A 12,131-nucleotide genomic window follows, 5' to 3' on the forward strand; every position below is an offset into this window, starting at 1 on the left:
CGGTCACGACCACGCCCCTGCCGGGCGCGGCGGGTGACCGGGATGGGCGAGGCTGCTTCGGGTCTGGGCCTGCGCGACGGTACGGGCGGCCCGGCGCAGGCGCGCACCCGGTCCGACACCGATCCCGGCGGCCTCGATGCGTACCCGGTAGCGCCGTGCCTCCTCGTCGAGGAGGGTGTCGACCCGGGCGAGCAGATCGGTGCGGGCCTGGGCGGCCAGGTTACGTACCGCCTGATCGCCGAAGATCGCTTGGAGTACGGCCTGCGCGGCGACGGTCGTGCTGGCCCCGGTGGCGACCTCCAGCCCGGTGGGGATGAACGCGGTCGAGGCGAACACCGCGATGGTGACGGCGAGACCGGCAGCGTTGACCGCGTACGCCGCACCCCGGGCCACGAATCGTTTGCCGGCACCCTCCCGGCGGACCAGTTCCAGTACTTCCCGCTGCCAGTCGCGGATCAGCCGTTCGGCGCGTTCGGGCAGGTCTTCGGTGGGCTGGCCCAGCGCCGGTTCCAGTAGCGCTGCCCCGGCGGGGTGGGTCTGCCAGGCGGCGTACGCGTTCTCGGCGGCCTCGGCCGCGACTGCGCGTAGCAGGGTGACGAGCTGTGACTCGATGGCCTGTTGCAGTTGGGCGCCGGGGGCGGGGCGGCCGGTCATCCGGGCCACGATCTGGTCCCGGAGTCGACCGATCCGGGCCTCCAGGTTGCGGAAGAAGGCCCCGGTGCCGACGAACTCCTGCCAGCGGGTGAGCACCTCGCCCCGGAGTAGCCGGCCGTCGCCGAGCCCCTGTTCGACGGTGCGGTGGCCGGACCGGTAGGCGGCGTGCACCCGCTCGTCGAGGACCTCCGCCGCCTTCACCTGTTCGTCGGCGGCGTTGGCCAGACTCTCGGTGGTCGTCTGGAGGGCGGCCAACGCACCGTCGAGGGTCTGCCGGACCACTGCGGCGCGGGCGTCGGCATCGGCGGCGAGCTGGCTGAACCAGTCACGTAACGGTGCGGTGGTGAGCTCCGGCAGCAGCCCCTGCCCGTCGGTGATCGTCTCGGGCAGTACGAACAGCGGGGCGGTGGCCAGGTCGTTCTCGGCCAACATCTCGATCAGGTGGGCGGTGACCTCGTCGATGGCCTCGGTGGGCACCCGATCGAGGACCAGGGCGATGGCGGTGCCCCGGGACCGGGCGGTCCGGAGCAGTTCCCACGGCACCGCGTCGGCGTAGCGGGCGGCGGTGGTCACGAACAGCCAGAGGTCGGCGGCGGCCAGCAGTTGGCTGGCCAGCGCCCGGTTGGCGTCGACCACCGAGTCGATGTCGGGCGCGTCGAGGAAGGCGAGTCCGGCCGTGAGGGCTGGTGCGGCCACGAGTTGCAGGGTGTTGGGCTCGTCCCCCGGTGCCGAGGTACGCGTCAACCCGGGTAGCAGCTCGCCGTGCCGGAACCAGGCACTGTCGGTCGGGTTGCAGACCAGCACCGGTGCCCGGGTGGTGGGTCGCAGTACGCCGGCCGTGCTCACCGGGGCCCGTACCAGGCTGTTGACCAGGGTCGACTTGCCGGCCCCGGTGGAGCCACCGACGACGACCAGCAGGGGGGCGTCCAGTCTGGTGAGCCGGGGCAGGAGGTAGTCGTCGAGTTGGGCGACGAGCGCGGTGACGTCCTGCCGGGCCTCGTCGGCCGAAGGCAGCAGCAACGGGTAGGCGGTGGTGACGAGGGTCGTCCGCAAGTCGGTCAATGCCTGTCGCAGATCCATTTGGGGATCTTTTGTGCTTTTGTCCGCTATGGCGGCGAACGTTCCGACAGTGTCAGCCGGTTCGCCCTGCATGGTCACGGGTAAAGCGTGCCCGACCCGAGCAACACCGACAACAAGCACCCCCATCCCACACCCCGTGTCGCGCCCCGACACAAGGACTGATGCAAGGAAGGGCCCCTTGTTATCGCATTCTGCCTTGGAAGGGGCCCTTCCTAACCGGCGGGCTCAGCGAGCACGCTCCGCCCAGGGTTGCGTCACATCGGCTCAACTCCGACTTGACGTCTGCGACGATCGTGGCAGTATTGAGTCCGGTCCACTCAAGTTAATCCGCGGGCATCTGGGGGCAGCGCCCGCCACCTGCTCAAGCAACGAAGCGAGGAAGCAAAGATGGCACGTGCGGTCGGCATCGACCTCGGCACGACGAACTCCTGCGTCAGCGTCCTGGAGGGTGGTGAGCCCACCGTTATCACCAACGCTGAGGGCTCGCGTACGACCCCTTCGATCGTCGCGTTCGCCCGTAACGGTGAAGTGCTCGTCGGCGAGGTTGCCAAGCGTCAGGCGGTGACCAACCCGGACCGGACCATCCGGTCGGTCAAGCGGGAGATGGGCTCCAACTGGACCGTCGACATCGACGGAAAGAAGTACACCCCGCAGGAGATCTCCGCCCGGACCCTGATGAAGCTGAAGCGGGACGCCGAGGCGTACCTGGGCGAGCGGATCACCGACGCGGTGATCACCGTCCCGGCCTACTTCAACGACTCCCAGCGGCAGGCCACCAAGGAGGCCGGTGAGATCGCCGGCTTCAACGTGCTGCGGATCGTCAACGAGCCGACCGCGGCCGCCCTGGCCTACGGCCTGGACAAGGGCTCCAAGGAGCAGACCGTCCTGGTCTTCGACCTTGGTGGCGGCACCTTCGACGTCTCCCTGCTCGAACTGGCCGAGGGTGTCATCGAGGTCAAGTCGACCAGCGGTGACAACAACCTCGGTGGTGACGACTGGGACGAGCGGGTCATCGACCACCTGGTCAAGACTTTCCGTGGTCAGCACGGCGTCGACCTGTCGCAGGACAAGATGGCGATGCAGCGGCTTCGTGAGGCTGCCGAGAAGGCCAAGATCGAGCTGTCCGCCGCCACCACCACCAGCATCAACCTGCCGTACATCACGGCTGGCCCGGCGGCCACCGACGGTGCCCCGTCCGCGCCGCTGCACCTTGACGTGACCCTGACCCGCGCCGAGTTCCAGCGGATGACCCAGGACCTGCTGGACCGCTGCAAGGGCCCGTTCGAGCAGGCCATCAAGGACGCCGGTGTCAAGGTCTCCGACGTCGATCACGTCATCCTGGTCGGTGGTTCGACCCGGATGCCGGCCGTCACCGACCTGGTCAAGCAGCTCATCGGTCGTGAGCCCAACAAGGGCGTCAACCCCGACGAGGTCGTCGCGGTCGGTGCGGCTCTGCAGGCCGGCGTGCTCAAGGGCGAGGTCAAGGACGTCCTGCTGCTGGACGTGACCCCGCTGAGCCTGGGCATCGAAACCAAGGGCGGCATCTTCACCAAGCTGATCGAGCGCAACACCACCATCCCCACCAAGCGCTCCGAGGTGTTCACCACCGCCGACGACAACCAGCCGTCGGTGCTGATCCAGGTCTTCCAGGGTGAGCGGGACATTGCCGCCTACAACAAGAAGCTGGGCACCTTCGAGCTGACCGGGCTCCCGCCGGCGCCGCGCAGCGTGCCGCAGATCGAGGTCACCTTCGACATCGACGCCAACGGCATCGTGCACGTCAACGCCAAGGACCTTGGCACCGGCAAGGAGCAGTCGATGACGATCACCGGTGGCTCCGCGCTGCCGAAGGACGACATCGAGCGGATGATGCGCGACGCCCAGGACCACGCCGACGACGACAAGCGTCGCCGGGAGGAGGCGGAAACCCGCAACCTGGCCGAGCAGCTTCAGTGGCAGACCGAGAAGTTCCTGGCCGAGAGCGGCGACAAGCTGCCCGCCGAGTCCAGGGACCAGATCAACGAGGCCCTCGGTGAGCTGCGGGGCGCCCTCGCCGGTACCGACCTGGAGAAGATCAAGTCGGCGCACGAGAAGCTGGCCCAGGTCTCGCAGCAGGCCGGTTCGCTGCTCTACGCCCAGCAGGGCGAGCAGGCGCCGGGTGCGGACGCGGGTGCCACCGGAGCCGGAGCCGGGGCTGGCGCGGCCGGAGCTGGCGCGGCCGGTGGCCGTACGGCTGGCGGTCCGGACGACGTGGTGGACGCGGAGATCATCGACGAGGATGGCAAGAAGTGATCTCCTGTTCCTGCCCAGCCAACTCGTTGACCGGATAGAGGTAGTCGCAATGACGGAAAAGCCACGAGCCGCTGACCCGGGTTCCACCGGGTCAGCGCCGGGTGGCTCGGTGCCCGCCAATCCCGCCGAGGGTGAGGCCGGCCAGCGCATCGTGATCCGTGACCGACGGAAGATCGATCCGAGCGGTGGCAAGAGCGAACCGGTCGCCAGTGGCAAGAGCGATGGCGGCGAGAGCGATGGCGGCAAGGCCGATCCGGTTGCCGACAACACGGAACCCGCCGACAGCAAGGTCGACGCCGTCGACGGCAAGGCCGAGTCCGATGTTGACGCCGAGTCCGACGGCAAGGCCACCGCTGGGGGCAAGTCCGGCGGTGAGTCCAAGCCAGGCAGTGAGGGCAAGGCAGCCGGTGACGCCAAGCCGGTCGACGCCACAGCGACTGCAGCCGAGGCGGAGATCGTCGAGGGTGAGCTGGTCGAAGACGACGCGGTGAACGCCGACGAGGTCCGAGCCGATGCGGTGGACGCGGCCGAGGCAGCCGAAGCCGACGAGTTGTCGTCGACCTCGGCGACCAGCCCGGTCCTCGACGAACTGGTCGACGAGGCCGAGGTCGAGGCCGAGGTCGGAGACGCCAAGGCCCGGGTTCCCAAGATCGAGCAGCCCAAGGGCGTCGACGGGCCCGTCGTGGACGCCCCGGCGAAGGCAGCGGACGGGCCCGGCCCGCTCGGTGCCGAGTTGGAGGCACTCCGCGCCGACCTCGACGAACGGACCCGTGATCTGCAGCGGGTGACGGCGGAGTACGCCAACTACCGCCGGCGGGTGGAACGGGACCGTACCGTGGCGGCCGAGCAGGCCACCGGTACGGTGCTGGCCACGCTGCTGCCCGTACTGGACGATCTGGATCGGGCGCGGGAACACGGCGACCTGGTCGGGCCGTTCGGCTCGGTGGCCGAGCAGCTCACCACGGCGCTGACCAAGTTCGGGCTGACCGCCTTTGGCGAGAAGGGCGACCCGTTCGACCCGACCCGGCACGAGGCAGTCGCGCACCTGACCTCGGCCGAGGTCACCGAGCCGACCTGCGTCGACGTGATGCGTCGGGGCTATCTGCTCGGTGATCGGCTCCTGCGGGCCGCGCTGGTAGCTGTTGCTGATCCTGAATAGTTCGCACGTCGTGATCGGGGCGACCCGCATGTGCCTTGACCGGTGGCATGTGGGACGCCCCGATCACGCGACGAGGGAGGAGGTGGACGACCGTTGAGTTCCAAGGACTGGCTGGAGAAAGACTTCTACGCCGTACTGGGGGTGGACAAGTCAGCCTCCTCCGACGAGATCAAGAAGACGTACCGGAAGGTGGCCCGAGAGTCGCATCCGGACCGTAACCCCGGGAACGCCCAGGCCGAGGAGCGGTTCAAGGCCGCGTCCGAGGCGTACGACGTCCTCTCCGACGAGCGCAAACGCCGCGAGTACGACGAGATGCGCTCGCTGTTCGGCTCCGGCGCGTTCCGACGTAACGCCCGAGCCGGCGGCCCGGGTGGTTTCCCGTTCGACGCCTCCGACCTGTTCGGCGGCATGGGTGGTCAGCAGCCGGGGGCGGGTGCCCGGTTCGGTGGCGGGGCAGGCTTCTCCGACCTGTTCGGATCCATCTTCTCGGGCGGTGGCGGTGCCGCAGGCCGGCGCGGTCCGACCCGGGGCCGGGACGTCGAGGCCGAGGTGGCACTCGACTTCGGCGACGCCGTACACGGGGTGACGCTGCCGTTGACCCTGCGCGCACCGGGGGTGTGCGAGACCTGCCACGGCAACGGTGCCAAGCCGGGTAGCCAGCCGAGGGCCTGCCCGCAGTGCCATGGTGCCGGGGTGGTCACCCGTGACCAGGGTTCGTTCAGCTTTTCCGAGCCGTGCCGGGAGTGCCAGGGCGTCGGGACGATCGTCGAGGAGAAGTGCCCGGAGTGCCGGGGCACCGGTGGGGTGACCAAGACCCGCACGCTCAACGTCAGGTTCCCGGCCGGGGTCGCCGACGGACAGCGGATCCGGCTCGCCGGCCGAGGGGAGCCGGGCGATCGGGGCGGCCCAGCCGGTGACCTCTTCGTCCTGGTCAAGGTCCGGGGCGACGACCTGTTTGGACGCAGCGGGGACGATCTGACCCTCACCGTGCCGATCACGTTTGCCGAGGCCACGCTCGGCACCGATCTGCGGGTGCCGACCCTGGACGGCGCGGTGACCCTGCGGGTGCCGCCGGGGACGCCCAGCGGTCGTACGCTGCGGGCCCGAGGCAAGGGCGTGGTCCGCCGTGATGGTCAGGCCGGTGATCTGCTGGTCACCGTCGAGATCGTGGTGCCCGCCGAACTCTCCGACGAGGCCCGCAAGGCCCTGGAGACGTTCGCCGAGCACACCCCGTCCGCTGGACGGGAACAAATCGAAGCCCGAGTACGTCGTTCCAGTTGACCGCGTTGCGTATCCGGAGGTGAACCATGGTGGCTGAGGAGTTCCCAGCCGCAGGCGACCCGGCGTACGACGCCAAGGTGTTGATGATCTCGGTTGCCGCCCGGATGGCGGGTATGCATCCGCAGACCCTGCGCCAGTACGACCGCTTGGGGCTGGTCCAGGCCGGCCGGGCGGCTGGCGGTGGGCGTCGCTACAGCGTGCGGGACGTGGTGTTGCTGCGTGAGGTGCAGCGGCTCAGCCAGGACGACGGGGTCAACCTGGCCGGCATCAAGCGGATCATCGGCTTGGAGCAGTTGCTGGGGGAGATGCAACAGCGAATTGCGCAGCTTGAGGCGGAGTTGATGGCTGCGGTCCGCCGGGCCGCCGAGTTGGAGACGATCTCCGCGTTCCCGCGTCGGGATCTTGTGCCGACGAGTCGGGTCTCCACCGCCCTGGTGGTCTGGAAGCCAAAGCGAAAGCCTGGCGAGGGCTGAGTAAAGCTGCGTGCGTAGAGGCCCGGGAAACCGTGCGGAAAGATGACCGGTTTGCCCGGTAAATTCCTCCACTGATCAGCTAACCTCTCTTATGGTCCGGACCTGCACAATTCGGACGGAACCACCAGCGTAATCGCCGTCTGGACCGGCGGTTGGCGCATGCCGTGGCGGGCCGGGATCCACGGGGGCTCCCGGCCCGCTGCGACGTCACCCGGATCAACGGGCCTGACTCGTCACCCGGATCAACGGGGTCTGACCCCAGGGGTCACTGTCAACGTCCCGGCCTGCGCGTCCATGGTTGCGTGCGCGCCGAGTGGAATGGTGAGCTGCCCGTTGTCGTGCCCGAGGGGAAGCCCCCCCAGGACTGGCACGCCGAGGTCGTAGAGACGGTCCTTGAGTACGGCCACCGCATCCCACTCGTCAGGCTCGCCGACGCTGTTGGTGATCTGGCCGATGACCACGCCGGCAACCCTCGACAGAATGCCCAGCCGGCGAAGCTCGGTGAGCATCATGTCGATGCTGGAGGGCACCTCGTTCACATCCTCGAAGAACAACAGGGCACCATCGAAATTCGGACTGTCCTTGGCACCCAACGAAGTCGAGATCAGAGTCAGGCAGCCGCCCAGCAATCGGCCGCTAGCTCGACCTGGCACCAGGACGGGTGCGGTGCTTTCCGTCGGATTCCGAGTGATGGTGATCGGATCGGTCGTCATCACCGCTCGGCGCAGCGCCTCGGCTGACTCGGGACCGGTACGGCTGTCGGTCCAGTTGACCATCGGACCATAGAAGGTGACCAGCCCGGCATCGCGCCACAGCTTGCCGTGAATGCTGGTGATGTCGCTGAATCCCACGACGACCCGAGGGTCGCGGCGGAGCTTGGACGTGTCGATCTGGTCGACGATCCGTTGGGTGCCGTAGCCGCCCCGCGCTGCGAATACGCCACGAATTCCGGGGTCGTTGAGGGCGGCGTTGAGATCCGCGATCCGCTCGGCATCGGTGCCGGCCAGATATCCGTACTTCGTGTAGACGTGGGGTGCCAATTCCACCTGGAGGCCCCAGCTGCGCAGTATCTCGATACCTCGTGCCATGTTGACGGGGTCTGGCGTGCTGCCGGGGGATACGACCCGTACCCGGTCCCCTGGGCGTAGTGCTGGCGGGCGTACCGCCCCCGCGACGGTACGTGGTGCCGCATGTACGGGTGTCTCGGCGACCGCGCCGACCAGTAGTGCACTGCTGGTGGCGGCCGCGCCGGCGCGGAGCATGCCGCGTCGGGAAATCGCGGCTCTACCGGGATTCGAGGCGGGATCACTCTCTTCTCGTGGATTCGACATGGATGTCCTCTCGACGTTGTCGGTCGGCGCTCCGCAATGCCTGTGGTGATACCGAGCAACGCTCGCACTGGGTGCGCAGGAAGCTCGATGGGTGGCCGAGCGTACGTCGATTGTGGTAAATGCGTGCATGGCCGTCAATGTTTGTCGGTTGGCGGTAACCGACTTCGACGCATGCCGCCGCCGGACGCCTACGCCCAGGCGAGCGAATCCCCCTAGCCGAGCCGGCGGGCCTGGCGGACCAGGCCGCCCTCGCACCATTCGTGATAGTCGAATCGCTCCGGGTCGGTCATCAGCACCCGGCAGTTGTGGGCCCAGATCGCCATCAGCTCGTCGCCGTGCCGCTCGGCCTGCTTGAGCAGCTTGCTCAGCCGGCGCTTGGGATGGGCACGGAACCCGGTCCGGATTCCGTCGCCGGAGTAGATGTAGAGACAGTGCAGGGCGAACCGGCGGGCCGGGCAGGACGGGTCCATGGCCAGGTCGAACAGCGTCGTGATCAGTTGGTCACCGGAGACGAGCAGGTCCCAGTCCTGTGGCATCGACTCCAGGGGTACCGAGTCGGGCTGGTAGGCCCAGGCGCGCAACTCGGCCGGCGACGGGTCGACCGGGTTGGCGAAGCCGCGGAACGTCGACTCCTGCAAGCTCACCCGGGCTGACCTTCCGTTCACTGTCGCAGGGGCGCTGGCGCCGTCCCCGCGTACCCGCCACCAATTGCGGCGACACGTTAGCGTGCCGCCGGTACGCGGTGGAAGGGTCACGGAGTGCCATTAGGCAAGCCGTTCGCCTGATGCCTGGGTCAGTTGGAAGGTCAGCCCGGTGAGCCGGGACGAATGGTTCAGTCGGTTGCGGGCAGCGGTTCGCAGCGCTGGGCAGCGGCCCGGCGCCGCAGCCAGGCCTTGAACCACGGGGTGTCCGGGACTCGGGCCAGCAGTGGCCCGGTGACCACCGTGATCAACACGTACGCGGTTGCCAGCGGAGCCAACTGCGGAGCGATGCCGGTAGCACCGACCGCCAGCCCGGCGATGACGATGGAGAACTCCCCACGCGGCATCAATCCGAGCCCAGCCCGCCATCGACCCGGTTCGGCGATGCCAACCCGCTTCGCGGCCAGGTAGCCGGTGAGCACCTTGGTCGCCATGGTGACGACGGCCAGCGCCAGCGCCGGCAGCAGCACCGGTGGCATGTCCGCTGGATTGGTGGCCAACCCGAAGAACACGAAGAACACTGCGGCGAACAGGTCCCGCAGCGGCGAGAGCAGTTCGGTCGCGTTGTGCGCCACCTGTCCGGAGAGTGCGATGCCGACCAGGAAGGCGCCGACCGCCGCAGACACCTTGAGGCTGGCCGCGATGCCGGCCACCAGGACGGTCAGGCCGAGCACCCCGAGCAGCAGCGCCTCCGGGTCCTTCGGGGAGAACATCGCGGAGATGGCGTTGCCGTACTTGATGGCCACGATCAGCACCAGGACCACGGTGAAGACCGCGATGCCGAGGGCGACGCTGCCGCCCTTCAGACCGGTGCCGGCCAGCACTGCGGTTACCAGGGGCAGGTAGAGCGCCATCGCGAGGTCCTCGATGACCAGCACCGAGAGGATGACCGGGGTTTCTCGGTTACCCAGCCGACCCAGGTCGGCCAGCACCTTGGCGATCACCCCGGACGACGAGACCCAGGTGACACCGGCCAGCACGATCGCCGAGACCCAGCCCCAACCCATCAGGAAAGCGAAGGCCGCACCCGGTAGCGCGTTGAGCAGCCCGTCGATCAGCCCGGCCGGGGCTGCCGAGCGCAGGTTGCCGATGAGTTCCTTCGCGGAGTATTCGAGGCCGAGCATGACCAGCAGCAGGATCACGCCGATCTCCGCGCCGACCGCGAAGAACTCCTCGCTGGCGGAGAGCGGCAGGAGCCCACCATGGCCGAAGGCCAGTCCGGCGAGCAGGTAGAGCGGGATCGGGGAAAGCCCGATCCGCCGGCTGAGCCGGCCAAGGAGCCCGAGCCCCAACAGCAGTGCGCCGACCTCGATCAGCAGAACGGTGAAATCGTGCATCCGATCATGCGTCCGGGTCGTTGCCAGCGAGGATCGCGCCGACACCGTCGAGGCCCGTGCGGGTGCCGACCACGACCACCACGTCACCAGCCTCGAAGCGGAAGGTCGGGTCCGGGGAGGCGATGACCTCCCGCTCCCGCAACACTGCCACGATGGAGGCACTGGTACGGGTGCGCGCCTTGGTGTCACCCAGCCTGCGGCCCACATACGGCGAGCCGGCCGGGATGGAGATCTGCTCGGTCAACAGGCCGGCAGCCTGCTCCCGGAGCCCGGAGAGTTGGCCGAGCATGAGCGAGGCACCGAGGATGTCCGCGAGGGCGTCCGCCTCGTCGTCGGTCAGCGGAATGTCCGCGACCGACGCGTCGGGATCGTCTTCGTCGTAGAGCACCAGATCACGTCGGCCGTTTCGATGGGTGACCACACCCACTCGCCGTCCCGAGGTCGTCACCAGGTCGTGACGTACACCGATGCCAGGCAGTGCCGTCTGTTCTACGCGTACTCGCACGGCGGTCACGCTACCGCGTCTGGACAATCCGACCCGCCTCGGCCGGGTGCCCTGGCCACGACGGTTACGCACCGCCGTCGAAACGGTCCTTTCCGGTACGTCGCGCAGGGCGTACACGCCCTACCCTGACGGGCATCACTGGGACGTCGGTCGTGGGGGTGCCGGATGCGGCGATGGTCGGGACGGCTGGCGGCGAGCGTGGTGGTGACCCTGATGATCTCGGGCTGCTCGGTCGGCCCCATCCGCCGTGCGGCACCGACCAGGGCGCCCGCCGACCCACCGGGAAACACGTCGGGAGGGCAAGGCCCCAGGGCACCGCTCCCACCGGACGAGATCCGGCGGAGCCAGGTGCCCGTACCGGCCGGCTATGGGCAGCACCAGGTCGAGTTCACCGATGCCGAGCACGGCTACGCCCTGTACACCAACTGTCCACCGGGTCCAGCGGAAGCCCCCGAGGTGGACTGCCCGGCGATCCTGCTCGCCACCGCCGATGGTGGCCGCTCCTGGCAGGCGCTGCGCCATCCCCGCCCGACGGCAAAGAACCATCAGCTGTACGCCGCCGGCAACGACCTGGTCCTGCAAGCCACGCCGCACGGCTGGTTTGCGTCCGCGAATCGAGGCTCGACGTTCGTCGCCGTTCCAGCGGTGATGGAGGGTGCGCCGGTGGCGTACCGGAAACTGCTCGGGCGCTTTCAGCTCAGCCACGACACGAGCACGACGCAGGTGGGCGAGTGGATCGACGACCGGTTCCGTCCGTTGCCGACCCAGCCGATGGTGCCCGGTCTTAGTGAGGTGGCGTACGCCGGTGGTCGACTTTTCGTCAGTGGGTTGCGCGACGGTCAGCCGTACGCGGCGTACTCCTTCGACCTGGGGCAGACCTGGCGCCGGATGACGGTGCCGGCACCCGACGTGGCCCTGCGCTCGCTGCGGTTGGTGGTCGCCGCCATCGACGGCGGGGCCTGGTTGATCGGCCATGGCGAAAACTCGATGGTCTTCCCCCAGCTCTGGCAGCTCACCGGTGGCACGGGTTGGGAGCGGGTACGGGTGGCCGGGCAGCCGGGGCGGATCAGCGAGCCGGCGGTCATCGGCGCGGGAATGCTGGCGGTGACCGGACCGTGGGGCAGTGGGGTGATCAGCGAGGGGCGGTATCGCGACCTTGGCTGGCCACTCGGCGGTGAAGTGGTGCGGGCGTTGCCGGACGGCACCCTTTTCAGTACCCACGAGCACGACGGCAGCGTGTGGTTGGGCATCGGGAAGTACGACGAGCGGCGGTGGATCCAGGTCGTTCTGGAGAAACAGACGTGACGGGGGTCACATC

Annotated in this window: 10 protein-coding genes; 5 read left to right on the forward strand and 5 right to left on the reverse strand. The window is 68.6% G+C overall.

Going from position 1 to position 12,131, the window contains the following annotated elements; translation table 11 throughout:
* Positions 1 to 3: 3 nt before the first annotated feature.
* Positions 4 to 1,734 carry an ABC transporter gene (locus ACWDV4_RS21880; RefSeq protein WP_449981655.1) on the reverse strand — a complete coding sequence of 577 codons (1,731 nt, stop codon included), beginning with the start codon at positions 1,732 to 1,734 and terminating at the stop codon, positions 4 to 6.
* A gap of 387 nt (positions 1,735 to 2,121) precedes the next feature.
* Here ACWDV4_RS21880 and dnaK point away from each other — a divergent pair, with 387 nt between their 5' ends.
* The 4 genes from dnaK to ACWDV4_RS21900 all read left to right on the forward strand — a co-directional run bounded on the left by dnaK (position 2,122) and on the right by ACWDV4_RS21900 (position 6,939).
* Positions 2,122 to 4,026, forward strand: a complete 1,905-nt coding sequence (gene dnaK, locus ACWDV4_RS21885) for a molecular chaperone DnaK (protein WP_449981657.1) — start codon at positions 2,122 to 2,124, stop codon at positions 4,024 to 4,026.
* Positions 4,027 to 4,198: 172 nt separating this feature from the next.
* The gene (grpE, locus tag ACWDV4_RS21890; RefSeq protein ID WP_449981725.1) at positions 4,199 to 5,185 is read left to right on the forward strand and encodes a nucleotide exchange factor GrpE; all 987 of its coding nucleotides are present in this window, start codon (positions 4,199 to 4,201) and stop codon (positions 5,183 to 5,185) included.
* Positions 5,186 to 5,278: 93 nt separating this feature from the next.
* A complete protein-coding gene (gene dnaJ / locus ACWDV4_RS21895; RefSeq protein WP_449981659.1) occupies positions 5,279 to 6,466 on the forward strand; it encodes a molecular chaperone DnaJ in 1,188 nt (395 codons plus the stop codon).
* Positions 6,467 to 6,492: 26 nt separating this feature from the next.
* Entirely contained in the window at positions 6,493 to 6,939 is a 447-nt protein-coding gene (locus tag ACWDV4_RS21900) for a heat shock protein transcriptional repressor HspR (protein WP_449981660.1), read from the forward strand.
* 242 nt (positions 6,940 to 7,181) lie between these two features.
* On the opposite strand, the gene ACWDV4_RS21905 is transcribed toward ACWDV4_RS21900, so the two are convergent.
* The 4 genes from ACWDV4_RS21905 to ACWDV4_RS21920 form a co-directional block, all read right to left on the reverse strand.
* Positions 7,182 to 8,270, reverse strand: a complete 1,089-nt coding sequence (locus ACWDV4_RS21905; protein ID WP_449981662.1) for a S66 peptidase family protein — start codon at positions 8,268 to 8,270, stop codon at positions 7,182 to 7,184.
* A 212-nt stretch (positions 8,271 to 8,482) separates the two neighbouring features.
* Entirely contained in the window at positions 8,483 to 8,914 is a 432-nt protein-coding gene (locus ACWDV4_RS21910; RefSeq protein ID WP_449981664.1) for a hypothetical protein, read from the reverse strand.
* A gap of 188 nt (positions 8,915 to 9,102) precedes the next feature.
* The gene (locus ACWDV4_RS21915) at positions 9,103 to 10,308 is read right to left on the reverse strand and encodes a cation:proton antiporter (RefSeq protein WP_449981666.1); all 1,206 of its coding nucleotides are present in this window, start codon (positions 10,306 to 10,308) and stop codon (positions 9,103 to 9,105) included.
* Between the two features lie 4 nt (positions 10,309 to 10,312).
* Positions 10,313 to 10,813 carry a cation:proton antiporter regulatory subunit gene (locus tag ACWDV4_RS21920; RefSeq protein ID WP_449981667.1) on the reverse strand — a complete coding sequence of 167 codons (501 nt, stop codon included), beginning with the start codon at positions 10,811 to 10,813 and terminating at the stop codon, positions 10,313 to 10,315.
* Positions 10,814 to 11,161: 348 nt separating this feature from the next.
* On the opposite strand from ACWDV4_RS21920, the gene ACWDV4_RS21925 reads away from it, so the two are divergent.
* On the forward strand, positions 11,162 to 12,118 hold the full coding sequence (locus ACWDV4_RS21925; protein WP_449981669.1) for a hypothetical protein: 957 nt from the start codon (positions 11,162 to 11,164) through the stop codon (positions 12,116 to 12,118).
* Positions 12,119 to 12,131 lie beyond the last annotated feature (13 nt).

It is taken from the genome of Micromonospora sp. NPDC003197, assembly GCF_053590565.1.